Genomic DNA, 16,253 nt, shown 5'->3' with positions numbered 1-16,253 from the left:
CGTTGAGAGTCAACTCCGTACCGCCGACCCCGTATTCCTTCTTCAGCCCGTCCGGATCATCCCACCGCCAGTGCGGTGTCGCCTTCCCGTCCGAGGGGGCGCGGCTTCTATCACCGCCGCGTTGGGAGTCAACACGCTTCTCCTACTTCCTCATTCCCGCTGATTCGCCCAGGCGCGCATCATCGGGGCTCAACCTCCTCGAGCCCTGGACCTCCGTGTCTCCACGGGGTCAGAGCATCGCTAGCTCCACGCCCTCACCTGCTTGCCAGGCAGATCCCCCGATGGGCAACCGACGGAACAAGCGCTCGAACTGCGGCCTCCAGTGCGTCTTGAACTGAAGAACTCCGTCCACCCTCGAGCGCCACGCGCCGTCATGGCGAGCAGGGCCGAGCCACTGAAAACAGGAAGGCTGCCCAGCAGAGCCAGCCGGAACCTCGGTACCAGGAGTTCCGGCGCACAAGCGCCCGCGCACTCGCGGCTCAAGCCGCCGCGGACACCCGCTTCACCGTGGGGCCCAGGTCGTGGAGCACAGCCGTGAAGTGGATTTGGTTAGGGTGGCCTCCCCATGGCCTCCAAAATCTCCGATGAGTGGAAGGTGCTTCCACATGGTCCTCTGGAGCAGCTCTCCGAAAACCTGTGGCGGGTCGAGGGGTCGCTGCCAGGCATGTCCCTCAAGCGCGTCATGACCGTCGTGCGCCGGAACGATGGTTCGCTCGTCATCCACAGCGCCATCGCCCTCGCCGACAAGGAGCGGCGTGAGCTCGAGGCACTGGGCCCTCCCACGGTGCTCCTCGTCCCCAACCAGGGCCACCGCCTCGACGCTCCCGCCTACAAGAAGCGCTACCCCGCCCTGCGCGTGTTCGCTCCGAGCGGCGGCCGCCACGCCATCGCCGAGGTCGTCCCCGTCGACGGCACCTACGAGGACTTTCCCGCCGATGACACCGTCCGCCTGGAGATGCTGCACGGCGTGAAGGCAGGCGAAGGCGCCATGTTCGTGCGCTCGATGGACGGGCTGACGCTCGTGCTCAACGACTGCCTCTTCAACATGGACCGCAAGAAGGATCCGCTCGGCTGGTTCTTCACCACGGTGCTGGGCTCGGCGCCCGGACCCCGTGTGTCCCGGCTGGTGAAGCTCATGTTCGTCCAGGACAAGAAGGCGCTCCGCTCGGACTTCGAGCGCTTCGCTCAGCTGCCCGGGCTCGTGCGGCTCATCGTCTCGCACGAAAAGGTGGCCCATGGCCCCGAGGCCTCGAGCGCGCTGCGACAGGCCGCGACCTATCTTTGAGCTCCAACGGTGGCGGGGGGGATGTACTGGAGTGAACAGATGGGGTGAGGATGAGCCGCATGCCATCCGTCCGCATGCGGCTGCTCCCGACGGCGTCGTTGACGAACGAGACGCGGTCGGAACTGTGGGACTTCACCTCGCGCTTCGTCGAGACCGACCGCCAGGACTGGGAGCGCAAGCTCGACGCTCACGCCGAGGTCATCCTGTACCGCGAGCAGCGCGCCGGAGCTCTGGTGGGCATGGCGGCAGTGGACTTCCAGGAAGCTACCGCGGCCGGAACCTGCTCCAACGCGCCGGGCTGGTGTGCTTCCTGCGCACGCGACTCCGGCACCCGCTGGCCCCCATCTACTGGTTCTTCGACACCTTCAGCTACAAGAGCTACCTGCTGCTCGCCTTCAACTTCGCCGAGTTCTGGCCGAGGCCCGAACAACCAATGCCCCACTGGGAGCGGGGATTGATGGAGTCGCTGGCGCACCCATGGTACGGCGACAGCTGGGACTCCACCCTGGGCGTGGTGCACCACCGGGGTGGCAAGAAGCTGAAGGCGGGAGTCGCTTCCATTTCCGAGGCGGACCTCACCCAGCCCCACATCCGGTTCTTCCACGAGCGCAACCCGCTTCACCCCGAGGGCGAGGTGCTGGTCTGCATGGCACCACTCACCTGGCGCAACTGGCGCTCCATCCTGGGCAACGGCCTGCGGCGGTTGGTGCGTCGGCGTCCGTCTCGCGCTCCCCGGATCGCCTCCGTGACGACACTCCAGTTCCCCGCTACGAAGGACTCGGAGACGAACGGACTGGAGGAGATCGGTACGCGGAGCAGGCGCGCCCAGGGAAGATGACACCATGCGGAACAAGCTCCAGCGCATCCTCGCCGCCACGCTCCTGGTCTGCTCCCTCCTGATGGTGCTCCTGGGGATGAACTTCGCGTCCCTCTTCCTCTGGTCCGTCACCCCCAGGACTCCGTTCAGCGAAGCGCGTCCCCCCGCTCCTCCCGACTACAGCCGGCCCTCCTCCTGGAGCGCGCTTCCCGAGCTCCATGACCTCGCGGATACGGCGCTGCCCTCGAGCCCGGCCGTCGAACCCTCCCAGGCCCCCGTGGATGTCTTCTACATCCACCCCACCACCTATATCGGCGGCGAGTGGAATGGGCCCGTCGATGATTCCACGCTCAACGAAGCCACCGACCGGGTGGCGACCCTCATTCAAGCCAGTGCCTTCAACGCCTGCTGTGCCATCTACGCCCCCCGGTACCGCCAGGCCAACATGACCGCCTTCACCGGCCCCGTGGAAAAAGGCCAGGCCGCGTTGGACCTCGCCTACCGGGACGTCGCCGCGGCGTTCCACTACTGGCGCGAGCACCACCATCGCGGACGGCCCTTCATCCTCGCGGCACACAGCCAGGGGACCGTGCTCGCCAGACGCCTCCTGCGCGAGGCCGTCAGCGGAACTCCGCTCCGCCACCAGCTCGTCGCCGCGTACCTCATCGGGATTCCGATGCCCGAGGACTCCCTCCAGCGGAGCCTTCCCGACATCCCCTTCTGCGACTCGCCAGCGCAGACCGGCTGCCTCATCAGCTGGAACGCACGGGCCGCCAACGCCTCGGAGCGCATCCAGGTGCGTGAGCCAGCGATGGACGCGGCGTCCGCGTCGGGGCCGTTCCTCTGTGTGAATCCCCTGTCCTGGCGCCACGACACCGCGCCGGCCTCGTGGGAGCAGAACCAAGGAGCCGTGTTCCTCGAGGCCACACCTCCCCAGGTCATGCCAGGCCTCACCGGAGCGCAGTGCAAGAACGGAAAGCTGGAGGTCCTCATCCGTGGAGACATGCCGCGCGACTTCATGAGCCGGCTGCTCGACCACGCCATGGGCGAGGGCAACTACCATCCCGTGGAGTACCAGCTCTTCTACATGAGCATCCGCCGCAACGCGGCCGAGCGGGTCGCGGCGTTCCTCCGCTCCCACTCCACCGCCACCACACGCGACGACTGAGGACGACGCAGGGCGCCCCGCCGGCTACTCCCCCCGCTGCTGGCGCTCGTGGAGGACCTCCACGTAGTCCCGCAGCACGCGGAAGGCATCGCTGTCGTAGACCCGCGGACCCTCCGTGGAGACGTGCTCCTCCAGGGCGAACAACGACGCGGTCAGCGCTCTCCAGCCCAACAACATCTCCTCGTAGCGGTGCTGCTCCAGCAGGGAGCGGAACTCCACCACCGCCGGCAACTCCGCGTGACGGTTCATCGCGCCCCAGTTGCGCGCACGCGACAGCAGTTCCTCCGTGCCCAGCAGCCGCAACTGCTCCTTGTGGCGACGGCTGGCCTCCCGCTCCCTTCGCCAGAAGAAGACCGCCAGGGCCACCCACCCCACGAGGGACAACCCGCCCATCAGTCCCAGCAGCGTGCAGATGCTCATGGCGGAGAGTTACCCCAAACCGCTCGGCACCACAGCGGCTCGCTCTCCCTGTCCCTCCGCAATCGCCCGGGGTGGTCTTGACTGTCCTGGCTGTCATTTTTTACTATCATTGTATGACTACGAGCCATTCCGTTCCCGAGACCCTCGAGCTGGACAACGATCTTCTGGACACCGTGACCGGAGGAACCGACAGCAGCGTCCTGGTTCCCACCGTGGAGTGCCCCACGTGCGCCTCGGGCGCGGATCCGACCGTGCTGAACGCGCAGTATCAGAACCTGCTGGCCGGCGACCTGTAGTCCCTTGAGCCAACCCCGGTCCAGGCTGGGCGTCGGACTGTCCTACCAGGGCTCGCTGCGCGAGTTCGTGCGCGAGAACCTGGAGGCCTACGACTTCCTGGAAGTCATCCCGGACATCTTCTGGACCGAGGAGCGCGACCCCGACGGCGCCCTGCGCTTCCGGGAAAACCCCGAGGGACTGCGGCTGCTGGACTGGGTGGCCGCGCGCCGCCCCCTGGTGGCCCACTCGGTGGGCATGTCGCTGGGCAGCGCCGAGGGAGGCTTCTCCCCGGACTACGTCGCCCAACTCGCACGCTGGCAGCGGCGCTACCACTTCGCCTGGCTCAGCGAACACCTGTCCTTCACCCGCCTGCCCCACACACACGGCGAGCACATGGACATCGGCGTGATGCTCCCGGTGCCCTATGACGAGGACACGCTGGAGCTGCTCGCCGGACGCGTGGCCCAGGTGCGGCAGGCCGTGGACGCCCCCTTCCTCCTGGAGAACAACGTCTTCTACTACCAGCTCCCCGAGCAGGAGCTGAGCGAGCCGGCCTTCCTGCGGCGTCTGGGCGAGCGCACTGGCAGCGGCCTCCTCCTGGACCTCCACAACCTCTACACCAACGCGCGCAACCACGGCTTCTCGCCGCTCGACTTCCTCGAGGCCCTGGACCTCTCGCAGGTGGTGGAGCTGCACATCGCCGGTGGCTACGAGTGGCAGGGCTTCTACCTCGATGCGCACTCGGGCGCCTGTCCCGAGCCCGTGTGGGAACTGCTCGAGCAGGTGCTGCCTCGGCTGCCCAACCTGGGCGGCGTCGTCTTCGAGATGTTCGGCAACTACGTCCCGCTGCTCGGCACCGACGTCCTGCTCGGCGAGCTGCGGCGCCTGCGCGGCGTGCTGGAGCGCCACGGCGGGAGGCCCTGAGTCATGTCCCTCGCGGGCTTCCAGCGGGCCCTCTCCGCACTCGTCATGTCCCCCGCCCTGCGCGCCGAGGTGGCCGCCCTCCCCGAGCCGGAGCTCCCTGCTCAATTCGTGGGCCTCGAGCTGACCGAGCGCGAGCGGCGCCGGCTCCATGCCCTCGCCCGCGACGCGGGCATGAAGGTGACGACCCTGCTCCACCGCGCCAACCGGCTGAGCATGCTCACCAACACCCTGCCTCGCACCAGCGAGGCCATGGCCCACCCGAAGCTCCAGCCCCTCGTGCAGCGCTACTGGCGCGAAAACCCTCCCACCAGCGTCATGTACGTGCGCGAGGCCCGGCGCTTCGCCGGGTTCCTCCAGGGACTGCTGCGCTCGGGCGAGCTCGTGCACCCCCCTCTCGCCGAGCTGCTGGAGGCGGAGCTGGCCCTGCTCGAGCTGGGAAAGTCGGGGCTGGCCCTCCCCTCCGTGCCGGAGTCTCCGCCCGAGGGCGACGCGCTGGAGGCAGCGCGGCCGAGGCTCGGTCCGTGGTGCCGCGTCCTCCCCTTCCGGATGGATCCCCGGATGTTGCCGCGCTCGGGCGGCGCCGTCTCGCTGCCGGAGTCCCTGCCGGACGAGGAGCGCTACCTGCTCCTCACCAGCGTGAGCCCCGGTCAGGTCGTGCCGCGAGCCCTGGAGGTGACGCGGGCACGCGTCCTGCGGGCCAGCACCGGCCAACACTCCGTCGCAGCGCTTCGCACGGAGCTCGGCTGCCCGTCCTCCCTCTTCCTGGAGCTGGCTCGCGAGGGGCTGCTCCTCCTCGGCCCCGCGCAGTAGGCCGCGCCCACCTCACATCCGGATGCCCAGCTGCACCCCGGGCCAGTACCGCACCGTGGTGCTCTCCGACAGCCACTCCTCCCGCGACGGCAGCGTGGTGAGCTTGTACCGGTCTCCCTCGCTCCCGGCGAAGTACACGTTGTAGGTGGGCCCGCCGAAGAAGGCGAAGCGCTCGAAGAGCTGCACCCCCAACATCACCCGCCCCTGGCCGAGCACGTTCGCGCTCCCCCCGAACGGATCCCTCACGCGCAGCACCGTGCTTCCCGCCACGTCCCCGTCCAGCCACATGCGCTCGCCCAACGGCAGGTGCAGCCCCAGCCCCATTCCGAGGCTGAAGCGCTCCAACCGGTCGTCCGGCCCGATTCCCCCCAGCAGCGCCGTGTACAGGTACTTGCCTCCAAACTTCACCGCCAGGTTCGTGAGCTGGATGTCGCTGCCGTACAGCTCCACGTGGAACTGACCCTTCTTCTCGAAGGACAGCAGCCCCACCGGCACGCCCTTCACCTCCTCGGAGACGTTCACCAGGCCGAGCTGCACCCCCGTCACCACCCGCCCCACGTTGATGAGGCCCAGCTGCACCCCCGTCACGTCCCCGCCCACGTTCAGCAGCGCCGCCTGCACGCCCGTCACGTCGCTCGCGCGGTTGAAACCCACGGCCCACTGCACGCCCTTCACCGCGCCCCCCGTCACGTTCCCCCCCACCGCCCCCTGCAGGCCCGCGAAGTCCCCTCGCGTCACGTTGAGGCCCGCCGCCCCCTGGATGCCTCCAAAGCTCCCCCCCGTCACGTTGCCTCCCGCCGCCACCTGCACGCCCCACACCGAGCCCGCCGCCACGTTCGCCCCCACCGCCAGCTGCAACGCCTCCACCTGCCCGAGCACCACGTTCGCCGCCGGGGACGCCATCAGCCCGCTCGCATCCCCCTTCACCGCGTTGAAGCCCGTGGACAACAGCAGGCCGTGCGCCTCCTCCTCGTACCAGTTCGCCACCAGCGACAACGCCGCCCCCCTCACCCGCACCGCCCGGCCTCCATTCACCACGCCCAACGCGAGCTGGTTCTCCACCCGCCCGATCGACGGCGCCCGCAGCCCGTTGGTGCTCAGCTGTGGAATGAGGCTCAGCGACACCGGCACCCGCGTGTAGCTGTGCAGCGGGTGCAGCACCGGCGCCTCGGTGAGGCCGGCTCGCGCCAGGAGCTCTGGATCCACTCGCGCCAGCCCCACCGCGGAGGACTCGGGCGCCACCTCCGGCCCTCCGCGCGACACCGTGGCCTCCAGCGCCACCGCCTGGAAGCTCGCCGGCGCCAGCGGCGTGCGCTGCCCCTCCACCAACGTGAAGCCCGCCTCCGAGGCCCCGCCCTCCAGCTCGCGCCTCACCTGGTAGCGCCCCGGCGCCAGTCCCAGCTCCGCCGCCCGGCCCGCCAGCTTCTGCACCTCCACCACCAGCATGCCCGCCTCGTCCCGCACGAAGAGCCGGCCCTCCAACGCCTCGGTGAGGTACAGCCCCGCCGACGTCGCCCGCAGGTCCGTCATCACCAGGTCCCCCGAGCCCGCCAATTCAATGTCATACGCCGGGTGCTGCGCCCCTCCCCGCGTCTTCTCCGTACGCGCCAGCGTCTCGTGGAAGGCGAACTGGTAGGCCTCGTTGAGCGTCACCCGCCCATCCCGCGTCGCATCCGCCGCGCCCCGCAGCCCCGAAATGAGGTGGTGCGTGAAGTACGAGGCCCCCAGCCTGTCCGACTCCTGTGACACCTCGTCCTCGCTCGAAGACGTGAGGATGGCGTGCCCCTTCACCTTGTTGCCCGAGTCCACCAGGAAGGCCGGCCGGCGCGTCCCCCCCTTCGCCCGCGCGAAGGCCCCCGAGGCACAGCTGTCCAGCACCGCGATGCGCACGTCCGCGGGCAGCGCATCCAGGGCCCGGCGCAGCTCGCCATACCCCAGGCGCTCGCCCTTGAGCAGCAGGCCCTCCTCGTCCGAGTGCCCCGAGTAGTAGACGAGCACCTCCACCCGCGACGCCCCGGAGCCCCGCGCCGCCTCGGTGCGCGCGCGCAGCTCGCCGAGCGCCTCCAGCAGCCCCGCACGCCCCACGTCCACCAGCACGCGCCGGTCCGCCGCCGCCACTCCGCCCAGCTCCCCCAGCACCTTGTCGAAGGAGCGCGCGTCGGACACCGCATAGCGCAGCCGCACGCGCTCGGGCCCTCCGTCGTTGACGCCCACGAGCAGCGCCAACCGCCGCACCGGACCCGGCTCCGCGAGCGCGGGCACGGCCAGCAGCACACACAGCAGGGCGAGGACTCTCGAGGCACTCATGGGGAGGACTTCTCCAACGTGAAGGAGGCCTGCATGTACCGCGAAGGCAGGGGCAACGGCGAGGTGCGCGCCTCGGGGCGTCCAGCGAGCGAGCGGGCGGCGGCGAGCACCTCCTCCAGGGCGAAGGGGGCCTCGGCGGTGACGAGGAAGAAGCGCTCGAAGTCCGGAGCATCATCCAGCGCATAGGCGCCCGGCAGCGCGTGCGTCCCCGCGGGCGTCAGCGGCACCGAGCCGGCACCGGACTCGGGGGCATGCAGCGTGACGGTGCCGCGCCCGTCCACGGAGAGGATGGCCCCATGCGCCCGGCCCGCGGCCACGAAGGCCAGCTGCACCACGTCCCCCGAGGCCGCGAGCGCCCCATCCGCGAGCGCCTCGGCCGCCCCGTCCCGCTGCCGGTGGACGGTGAGCCGGGGCTCCAGCCCCTTCACCCGCGTCTCCTCCACGCGCGTCTCCGGGGCCACCGGGGCCGCCGCCGGAGGCCGCACGAGCAGGACGAGCGCCGCGGCCGCGAGCGCCGGCACGAACGCAGAGGCAAGGGACGGAAAGCGTCGGCGGACCCGGGCGGCCACCTGCCGGGCCACACCGGCGGGCGGGTGCCGCTCCAGGGTGGCCGCGCTGTCCACCTCGAGCGCGGCGAGCCGGGCCGCCCCGTCCGGCTCCTCCAGGAGGCGCGCCCGGGCGCGGGCGAGCTCCTCGGGGGGGGAGCTCTCCCAGGGCGATCCTCTCGAGAAGCCAGTCGGGGGTGCGGGTCGGGGAACGCATGCGGCCTCCTGCCAGGGAAGGGAACACCGCGCCCGCCTCCGGCTGTTACCTCGCCTCCCTCCTTCCCGCGCTTTTCTTCCCCGGAGCACTCCCAAGCCCTTGGTTTCCCGGCTTTCGAGCAGGCGAGCGAAACACCCGGACGTACCCTCCCGCCCGCCGTTGTTGACTGCCTGGGAAATCGAGCAGCCCTCGCTTCAAGGAGTGAATAGACCCGAGTACCGTGCCCCTCTCCCCCCATCGCGATCTCCATCCGTGACCACCGACACCATCGCCGCGATTCGCGCGTCGTACCTCTCCGCCCAGCTGGCGGGAAATCGCCGGGAGGCCCTGCGCCTGCTGGTGGACGAGGGAATCCTCCGGGGCATCCCCCTCTCCACCCTGCACCTGGACGTCATCCAGAAGGCCCAGTGGGAGATCGGCCGGATGTGGCAGGAGAACGAAATCTCCGTGGCCCAGGAGCACATGGCCACCGCCATCTCCCAGCTGGCCCTGTCCCACCTCTACCGCCACCTGCAGAGAGACCCGCCCAACGGGCGCAGGGTGCTGCTGACGTGCGTGGAGGGAGAGCTGCACGAGCTGGGCGCCCGCATGGCCAGCGACTTCCTGGAGATGGCGGGCTTCGATGTGCGCTTCCTCGGGGCCAACGTGCCCACCGAGCACCTCGTGCGCGAGGTGCGCGAGTCAAAACCCGATTTGCTGGCGTTCTCGGTCACCATGACGTACCACCTGCCCGCATTGCGCAAGGCGGTGGCGGCGGTGCGTGAGGTGGCACCGGCGCTGCCCATGGCCGTAGGGGGGTTGGCCTTCACCTGGGTTCCCGGTGTGGAGGCGGAATTGGGAGTCCCCTTCTTCGGCAAGGACGCGCGAGAGCTGGTGGCCGCGGCCTGCAGGATGTTCGAGGTCTAGGCATGCAGTCGTTGGCCCGTGAAGTGGAGCGCCGCACGCAGCGGCTGGCCGAGGCGTCCGTCTCGGAGCTCTACGATGACCCCTTCTGGTTCGCCCGCTACGGCGAGGAGCGGGCGCGGCGCTTCGGAAGCGAGGACGCCGTCTTCCACGTGCGCTACCTGGTGCAGGCCCTGGAGGCGAAGGACGCCGGGGTGATGGAGCGCTACGCGCGCTGGCTGCAGGGCCTGCTGGTGCCCCGCGGCATGAGCTCGCGCCACATCGCCACGCACTTCCAGGGGCTGTACGGCGCGCTGGTGCGCGAGGGCCTGACGCAGCCGCCCGAGGCGCTCGATTACGTGCGCGCGGCCGAGGCGGCCCTGGAGTGGCCCGAGGGCCCCGCTCGCGCCGTGCACCTGGCCCTGCCCCGGCTGGTGCCGCAGACCCTCGGCGAGCTGTCCGCGCGCGAGGGGACGCTCACCCGGGGGCAGGAGATCCGCCTGGGAGATGAGTTGCTGTTGCAACTGTCCTACCTGATGGACTCGCTCGGTGCGCAGCGGCCGGGGCTCTTCGTGGAACACGTGCGGTGGTACGCGGGCTTCTGGCCGCGAAGGGACTTGCGGTGCAGCTACCGCGCGCTGCTGGAGGCGCTGGAGTCGGCGCTGACCCGGGATGTCTCCGTCTCGGAGTTGCCCCGGGTGACGGTGGCGACAGGGCTCACCGCCCTGGAAAAGGAGCAGTCATGACCGCCTCCGTACCGGCGTCCCCGTGGCACTTCCTGAGCCGCGAGGTGGCGCTGGTCTGTGATGCGTCCGGCGCCCTCACCTGGATGGATGACCGCGCCGTGCGGCTGCTCGAGGCCGCCCCGGGCCAGACGCTGCGCTCGCTGGCGGCGCAGGGCACCGAGGAGAAGGTGGACAAGCTCGTCACCCTCGCCCGCGACGAGCGGGTGGAGCGCTGGGAAATCATCCTGTGCGTGGGAGGCCAGCCGCGCACCTTCGCCTTCCGGGGCGCCCCGCACGAGGGCGGCGTGGCGCTGGTGGGCAGCCTGGTGACGGAGGACTACGCCGCCTCGCTCTCGCAGGTGACGGAGACGATGAGCGAGCTGGCCGCGCTGCACCGCGAGACGGAGCGCCAGCAGCGCGAGCTCAAGCGGCGCGCGGACGAGCTCATCCGCATCAACCGCGAGCTGGAGGAGTCCAACCGCGGCGTGCGCACCCTGCACGCCGAGCTGGACGAGAAGACGGAGAGCCTGGTGCGCGCCGCGGAAATCAAGAGCCGCGTGGTGGCCAACGTGAGCCACGAGTTCCGCACCCCGCTGCACTCCATCCTCGGCCTGGCCCGGCTGCTGCTCAACCCCGCCAACGGCTCGCTCACCCCGGAGCAGCAGAAGCAGGTGCAGTTCATCCGCTCCTCGGGCGAGGCCCTCTTCGAGCTGGTGAATGACCTGTTGGATCTCTCCAAGATGGAGTCCGGCAAGGCGACGCTGCGGCCGGTGAAGTTCGGCGCCGGGGAATTCCTGGGCGCGCTGCGCGGGATGATGCGGCCGCTGGTGACGGCGGACTCGCCGGTGGAGCTGCGCTTCGAGACGCCGCTGGCGGACCTGGAGCTGGAGACGGACGAGGCCAAGGTGAGCCAGGTTCTGCGCAACCTGGTGTCCAACGCGCTGAAGTTCACCGAGAAGGGCCACGTCACGGTGTCCGCCGAGCGCGGGCCGGAGGACACGGTGTGCTTCCGGGTGAGCGACACGGGCATCGGCATCGCGCCGGAGCACCACGCGCACATCTTCGAGGAGTTCACCCAGGTGGAGAGCCCCCTGCAGAAGCAGGTGAAGGGCACGGGCCTGGGCCTGGCGCTGTCGCGGCGGCTGGCGGAGTTCCTGGGCGGCAGCCTCACCGTGCAGAGCGCGCCGGGCCGGGGCTCCACCTTCACCTTCACCCTGCCCCGGGTGCACCCGGAGGTGGCGGAGATGGTGGGGATGACCGAGCGCAGCCAGCAGCTGGAGCCGGGCCGCGCGCCGGTGATGGTGCTGGAGGACGACCGGCAGACGCTCTTCCTGTACGAGAAGTACCTGTCGCGCTCGGGCTTCCAGGTGCTGCCGGTGCGCACGGTGGAGGAGGCGCGCCGCACGCTGCAGCGGGTGCGTCCGGCGGCCATGGTGATGGACGTCATGCTGGAGGGCGAGACGAGCTGGAGCTTCCTCTCCGAGCTCAAGGGCAACGAGGCCACGCGCGACATCCCCGTCCTGGTGGTGACGCTCATGGACCGGGAGCAGAAGGCACGCGCCCTGGGCGCCGACGAGTTCTGGCTCAAGCCCGTGGTCGAGGAGCAGCTGCTGCGCAAGCTGGCGGAGATGGCGCGCAGCGGCCCGGTGCAGAAGCTGCTCATCATCGACGACGACGAGGTGCACCGCTACCTGCTGCGCCAGCTGCTCAAGGACACGCCCTACCTCCTCGCGGAGGCGGGCACGGGCCCCGAGGGCCTCCGGCTGGCGCGCGAGCAGACCCCGGACCTCATCTTCCTGGACTTCGTGCTGCCGGACATGACGGCCTTCGACGTCCTCGACGAGCTGAAGGCGGACCCGCGCACGCGCGACATCCCCGTCATCCTCCACACCTCGCGCCAGCTGCAGGAGGAGGAGCGCCAGCGGCTGGAGAAGGGAACCTCGACCATTCTCGCCAAGCACAAGCTGAGCCGCGAAGTGGCCATCACGCGCATCCGGGACGCCCTGCACAAGACGGGACTGGGCACCGACAGGGCAGAGGGGAGCCGCCGTGGCTGAGCTGACTTCTTCCGCGACGATTCTCAACGTCAACGACGACGACGCCACGCGCTACCTGTCCACGCGCACCCTGCGCATGGCGGGCTACCGCGTGCTGGAGGCCGCCACCGGCGAGGAGGCCCTGCGGCTGGCCGCCCTGGAGCGCCCGGACGTGGTGGTGCTGGACGTGAAGCTGCCGGACATCAGCGGCTACGAGGTGTGCCAGCGCCTGCGCGGCCGGCCGGAGACGGCCTCCATCGCGGTGATGCACACCTCGGCCACCTTCGTCACCCCGGACAAGAAGGTGCGCGGGCTGGAGGGCGGCGCCGACGCCTACCTCACCGAGCCCTTCGAGGGCGAGGAGCTCATCGCCACCGTGCGCTCCCTGCTGCGCATGCGGCGCGCGGAGCAGGACCTGCGCCGGCGCGCGGAGCACCTCACGGAGGCGGACCGGCGCAAGGACCTCTTCCTGGCCATGCTCGCGCACGAGCTGCACAACCCCCTGGCCGCCATCACCACCGCGGCGGGCATCCTCGAGCGCCGCGCCCCCGCGGACCCCAAGGACGCGCGGATGATCTCCATCATCCAACGCCAGACGAACCACCTGGCGCGGGAGGTGGATGACCTGCTCGACGTGAGCCGGCTGACGCGGGGCAAGGTGGAGCTGCGCCAGGCCCGGGTGGACCTGCGGGGCGTGCTGGAGCAGGTGCTGACCATGTTCCGCCCCCAGGCGGAGAGCAAGACGCTGAAGCTGGAGTCGAGCGTGCCGGCGATGCCCCTGTGGATGGAGGCGGACACGACACGGCTGGTGCAGGTGTTCACCAACCTGCTGGACAACGCGCTGAAGTACACGGACGCCGGGGGCACCCTCACGGTGACGGCCGAGCGCGTGCCCTCGGGGGATGGAAGCGCGAGCGCGCGGGTGCGGGTGAAGGACACGGGCATCGGCATCCGGCCGGAGATATTGCCCTCGGTGTTCGAGCTCTTCTCGCAGGCGGACGAGTCGCTGGAGCGCACGCGAGGCGGACTGGGCATCGGGCTGACGCTGGTGCACAACCTGGTGGAGATGCACGGCGGCCGGGTCGAGGCGCACAGCGACGGCCCGGGCCGGGGCAGCGAGTTCGTGGTGTGGCTGCCGCTGCAGCCGCAACCGGTGGAGTCGGAGCAGGAGGTGGTGCCGCCGGAGCCGGTGAAGCGGCGGCGGCACATCCTGTTGGTGGAGGACAACCCCGACGCGAGGCAGGCGCTGCAGGAGCTGCTGGAGACGTGGGGCCACCGGGTGGAGGTGGCGGCGGACGGACTGAGGGGCCTGGAGCTGGCGGTGCAGCGCACGCCGGAGGTGGCGCTGGTGGACATCGGGCTGCCGGGGCTGGACGGGTACCGGGTGGCGGAGGAGCTGCGGGCGAAGATCGGCCGGGGCATCCGGCTGGTGGCGCTCACGGGCTATGGCGGGACGGAGGACCACAGCCGGGCGCGCGAGGCGGGGTTCGACCTGCACCTGGTGAAGCCGGTGAAGCCGGACGACCTGAGCCGCCTGCTGTCGGAGCTGTAGCCCCCAAAACCGCTGTCGCCCCCCCACCGCCTCCATCCCGGGGGACGGGTAAGTGCCGTGGGCCGGACACCCGGTCCGCCCATTGGGTGACGAGGTCGCGAATTCCCGGTTCCACGCCCTTCGCACCGCGACGCGCCATGGGCACATCAGAGCCAGACATCGACATGAGAGAGCGTTCGTGACGCAGCGTCCCAGGGTGGAAGCCCGGGGGCGAGGGGGTAGGGTCGTGAAGGCGATGAGGGTCTGTGTGGTGGCCGTGGCGGGCATGCTGCTGGGACTGCCGCTCGGTGTGGTGGGCTCGGTGTCCACGGAGCCCGTGCCGCCCGGGGTGACGTGCGAGCCGGGCACGAGGGACTGCGGGGCACGGCAGGGGGAGGAGACGGTGCCCCAGTCGGCGGGACTGGAGAGCCAGCACCCCTGTGACTGGGTGGAGACGTGCCAGTTGCCCTGTGGCCGCGAGGGGGGCGAGTGCTGCCACGCGGAGTGGAACTGCCCGCCGGACGCCAACCTGCCGCGGTGCTGAGCCCCCGGAGCGCGGGGAAACGGGCTGTGGGCTCCTGAACATCCGCTCGGGTTTGCCCTAGGCTGGGCGGAATGGCGCTCGGGTTCGGACGAAGGCGCAGCCTGCTGACGAAGTTCTACGTGGCGCTGCTGATCGCCGTGTTGCCGCTGTTGCTGCTGCAGCAGCTGTACGTGTTACCGGCCATCCGGCAGCAGCTGCGCGACGATCGCATCCGGGCGGTGCGGCAGCTGGTGGAGGCGGGCCACGGCATCCTCGCCTCCTACGAGGCCCGGGTGCGCTCGGGCGAGCTGACGCAGCGGGAGGCCCAACGCGAGGCGGCGGCGATGCTGGAAGGCCTGCGCTACGCGAACGCCGAGTACTACTGGCTCAACGACCTGGAGACACGGCTGGTGATGCACCCCTTCCTGCCGGGGCGGATCGGCGAGGACATGAAGGGGTACCAGGACGTGGCGGGCAAGCGGGTGTTCGTGGACATCGTGGAGCTGGCACGCCGCGAGGGAGAGGGCGCGGTGGAGTACCTGGCGACCCGTCCGCGCGAGCCGCAACCGATTCCCAAGGTGTCCTACGTGAAGCTGTTCGCGCCATGGGGATGGGTGCTGGGGACGGGCGTGTACGTGGAGGACATCGAGCTGGAGGTGGCGGCGGTGCAGCGGCGGCTGTGGGTGGCGCTGCTGTCGGGCGTCGCGCTGGCGGGGCTGGCGGGGGTGTACTTCTCGAGGCGCGTGCTGAGGCCGGTGCGCTCGCTGGTGGACGCGGCGGGGAAGGTGGCGAGGGGAGACTTGAAGGTGACGGTGGTGGCGCCCTCGCACGACGAGGTGGGGGACCTGGGCCGGGCCTTCAACGCGATGGTGGGGGACGTGCAGCGGATGCTGCGGGAGATGGGAGAGGTGTCGCGGGCGACGGAGACGGACGCGCGGCACATCCACCGCTCGGCGGCCGGGCTGAGACTGGCGGCGCAGGAGCAGTCGCGGTCGCTGAGGAGCATGACGGACGCGGTGATGGGGATGACGCAGGAGCTCGCGATGGGGGCAAGCCAGGCGGAGCTGGCGGCACGGGCGGCGGAGGCGAACGAGCGGGCGGCGCGCGAAGGCGGCGCGGTGGTGAGGGGGACGGGGGAGAAGATGAAGGAGATCGCCCAGGTGGTGGAGCGCTCGGCGCGGATGGTGGAGCGGCTGACGGAGTGGAGCGAGGAGGTGGAGCGGGCGGTGGAGCTCATCTCCGACGTGGCGGATCAAACGCGGGTGCTGGCGGTGAACACGGCCATCGAGGCGATGCGGGCGGGGGAGAACGGGAAGGGCTTCGCGGTGGTGGCCCAGGAGGTGCGCAACCTGGCGGAGCGGGCGCGGACGGCGGCGGAGCGGATCGGCACGCTGATGAAGCAGAGCCAGACGGAGACGGAGGCGGCGGCGGCGCAGATGAAGCAGGGGCGCCTGAAGGTGAGCGAGGGGCTGGCGCTGTCGGCGGAGACGGGCAAGGCGCTGGAGCGCATCGTCGCGGGAGCGGAGGAGATCCAACGGCGGGTGAAGGACACGGCGAAAGCGCACGCGACCCAGGCGGAGACGGGCGAGGCGCTCACGTTGCGAATCCACGCGCTGTCGAACCAGGCGGTGGAGTCGGCGGCGGGGGTGGAGCAGATCACCAAGGCGGTGGAGGACCTGGAGGCGCGGGCACGCCAATTGAGGGAGCTGGTGTCACGCTTCCAGGTGGAGCGCCCGGAGGCGCAGGATGAAGCCCCCTCTCCCTTTGGGAGAGGGTTGGGGTGAGGG

Annotated in this window: 15 protein-coding genes; 12 read left to right on the top strand and 3 right to left on the bottom strand. The window is 70.5% G+C overall.

Translation table 11 applies throughout. The annotated features are described in order from the left end of the window. Positions 1-565 precede the first annotated feature (565 nt). From VFZ09_RS02940 to VFZ09_RS02930, 3 genes are all read left to right on the top strand, one after another. A complete protein-coding gene (locus VFZ09_RS02940) occupies positions 566-1,285 on the top strand; it encodes a hypothetical protein (RefSeq protein WP_329725916.1) in 720 nt (239 codons plus the stop codon). A 301-nt stretch (positions 1,286-1,586) separates the two neighbouring features. After that, positions 1,587-2,123 (top strand): hypothetical protein, encoded by a 537-nt coding sequence (locus VFZ09_RS02935; RefSeq protein ID WP_329725915.1) that lies wholly within the window; start codon positions 1,587-1,589, stop codon positions 2,121-2,123. Between the two features lie 4 nt (positions 2,124-2,127). Next, the gene (locus tag VFZ09_RS02930) at positions 2,128-3,270 is read left to right on the top strand and encodes a DUF3089 domain-containing protein (protein ID WP_329725914.1); all 1,143 of its coding nucleotides are present in this window, start codon (positions 2,128-2,130) and stop codon (positions 3,268-3,270) included. Positions 3,271-3,294: 24 nt separating this feature from the next. On the opposite strand, the gene VFZ09_RS02925 is transcribed toward VFZ09_RS02930, so the two are convergent. Then, positions 3,295-3,690 carry a hypothetical protein gene (locus VFZ09_RS02925; protein WP_329725913.1) on the bottom strand — a complete coding sequence of 132 codons (396 nt, stop codon included), beginning with the start codon at positions 3,688-3,690 and terminating at the stop codon, positions 3,295-3,297. 113 nt (positions 3,691-3,803) lie between these two features. Here VFZ09_RS02925 and VFZ09_RS02920 point away from each other — a divergent pair, with 113 nt between their 5' ends. From VFZ09_RS02920 to VFZ09_RS02910, 3 genes are read left to right on the top strand one after another with little or no spacing between them, the layout of a single operon-like run. Beyond that, positions 3,804-3,986 carry a hypothetical protein gene (locus VFZ09_RS02920; RefSeq protein WP_329725912.1) on the top strand — a complete coding sequence of 61 codons (183 nt, stop codon included), beginning with the start codon at positions 3,804-3,806 and terminating at the stop codon, positions 3,984-3,986. 4 nt (positions 3,987-3,990) lie between these two features. Continuing rightward, entirely contained in the window at positions 3,991-4,890 is a 900-nt protein-coding gene (locus VFZ09_RS02915; protein WP_329725911.1) for a DUF692 domain-containing protein, read from the top strand. A 3-nt stretch (positions 4,891-4,893) separates the two neighbouring features. Next, positions 4,894-5,700 (top strand): hypothetical protein, encoded by an 807-nt coding sequence (locus VFZ09_RS02910; protein WP_329725910.1) that lies wholly within the window; start codon positions 4,894-4,896, stop codon positions 5,698-5,700. 12 nt (positions 5,701-5,712) lie between these two features. Here the strand turns inward: VFZ09_RS02910 and VFZ09_RS02905 are convergent, their stop codons facing one another. Further along, positions 5,713-8,007 (bottom strand): caspase family protein, encoded by a 2,295-nt coding sequence (locus VFZ09_RS02905; protein WP_329725909.1) that lies wholly within the window; start codon positions 8,005-8,007, stop codon positions 5,713-5,715. Further along, the gene (locus tag VFZ09_RS02900) at positions 8,004-8,630 is read right to left on the bottom strand and encodes an ActD-like protein (RefSeq protein ID WP_329725908.1); all 627 of its coding nucleotides are present in this window, start codon (positions 8,628-8,630) and stop codon (positions 8,004-8,006) included. Before VFZ09_RS02900 ends, VFZ09_RS02905 begins: the two co-directional genes overlap by 4 nt. A 391-nt stretch (positions 8,631-9,021) precedes the next feature. Between VFZ09_RS02900 and VFZ09_RS02895 the strand changes: the two genes are divergently transcribed. The 6 genes from VFZ09_RS02895 to VFZ09_RS02870 all read left to right on the top strand — a co-directional run bounded on the left by VFZ09_RS02895 (position 9,022) and on the right by VFZ09_RS02870 (position 16,250). Further along, on the top strand, positions 9,022-9,675 hold the full coding sequence (locus tag VFZ09_RS02895; RefSeq protein ID WP_329725907.1) for a cobalamin B12-binding domain-containing protein: 654 nt from the start codon (positions 9,022-9,024) through the stop codon (positions 9,673-9,675). A 2-nt stretch (positions 9,676-9,677) separates the two neighbouring features. After that, complete coding sequence (locus VFZ09_RS02890; RefSeq protein ID WP_329725906.1) at positions 9,678-10,397, top strand: hypothetical protein; 720 nt, start codon at positions 9,678-9,680, stop codon at positions 10,395-10,397. Further along, on the top strand, positions 10,394-12,433 hold the full coding sequence (locus VFZ09_RS02885; protein WP_329725905.1) for an ATP-binding protein: 2,040 nt from the start codon (positions 10,394-10,396) through the stop codon (positions 12,431-12,433). Before VFZ09_RS02890 ends, VFZ09_RS02885 begins: the two co-directional genes overlap by 4 nt. Further along, the gene (locus tag VFZ09_RS02880; protein ID WP_329725904.1) at positions 12,426-13,964 is read left to right on the top strand and encodes a response regulator; all 1,539 of its coding nucleotides are present in this window, start codon (positions 12,426-12,428) and stop codon (positions 13,962-13,964) included. Before VFZ09_RS02885 ends, VFZ09_RS02880 begins: the two co-directional genes overlap by 8 nt. A gap of 226 nt (positions 13,965-14,190) precedes the next feature. Beyond that, positions 14,191-14,487, top strand: a complete 297-nt coding sequence (locus VFZ09_RS02875) for a hypothetical protein (protein WP_329725903.1) — start codon at positions 14,191-14,193, stop codon at positions 14,485-14,487. 71 nt (positions 14,488-14,558) lie between these two features. Then, entirely contained in the window at positions 14,559-16,250 is a 1,692-nt protein-coding gene (locus tag VFZ09_RS02870) for a methyl-accepting chemotaxis protein (RefSeq protein ID WP_329725902.1), read from the top strand. The last annotated feature ends 3 nt before the right edge of the window (positions 16,251-16,253 follow it).

It is taken from the genome of Archangium sp., assembly GCF_036277355.1.
Classification (GTDB): Bacteria; Myxococcota; Myxococcia; order Myxococcales; family Myxococcaceae; genus Archangium.
Note: the sequence above shows the minus strand (reverse complement) of the source record. Positions and strands in the feature narration are given on the sequence as shown.

Bases quoted from the DNA above. Each gene is read 5' to 3' on its own strand.
- VFZ09_RS02940 (WP_329725916.1), top strand. From the start codon at position 566: ATGGCCTCCAAAATCTCCGATGAGTGGAAGGTGCTTCCACATGGTCCT.
- VFZ09_RS02930 (WP_329725914.1), top strand. From the start codon at position 2,128: ATGCGGAACAAGCTCCAGCGCATCCTCGCCGCCACGCTCCTGGTCTGC.
- VFZ09_RS02925 (WP_329725913.1), bottom strand. From the start codon at position 3,690: ATGAGCATCTGCACGCTGCTGGGACTGATGGGCGGGTTGTCCCTCGTG.
- VFZ09_RS02920 (WP_329725912.1), top strand. From the start codon at position 3,804: ATGACTACGAGCCATTCCGTTCCCGAGACCCTCGAGCTGGACAACGAT.
- VFZ09_RS02910 (WP_329725910.1), top strand. From the start codon at position 4,894: ATGTCCCTCGCGGGCTTCCAGCGGGCCCTCTCCGCACTCGTCATGTCC.
- VFZ09_RS02905 (WP_329725909.1), bottom strand. From the start codon at position 8,007: ATGAGTGCCTCGAGAGTCCTCGCCCTGCTGTGTGTGCTGCTGGCCGTG.
- VFZ09_RS02890 (WP_329725906.1), top strand. From the start codon at position 9,678: ATGCAGTCGTTGGCCCGTGAAGTGGAGCGCCGCACGCAGCGGCTGGCC.
- VFZ09_RS02885 (WP_329725905.1), top strand. From the start codon at position 10,394: ATGACCGCCTCCGTACCGGCGTCCCCGTGGCACTTCCTGAGCCGCGAG.
- VFZ09_RS02870 (WP_329725902.1), top strand. From the start codon at position 14,559: ATGGCGCTCGGGTTCGGACGAAGGCGCAGCCTGCTGACGAAGTTCTAC.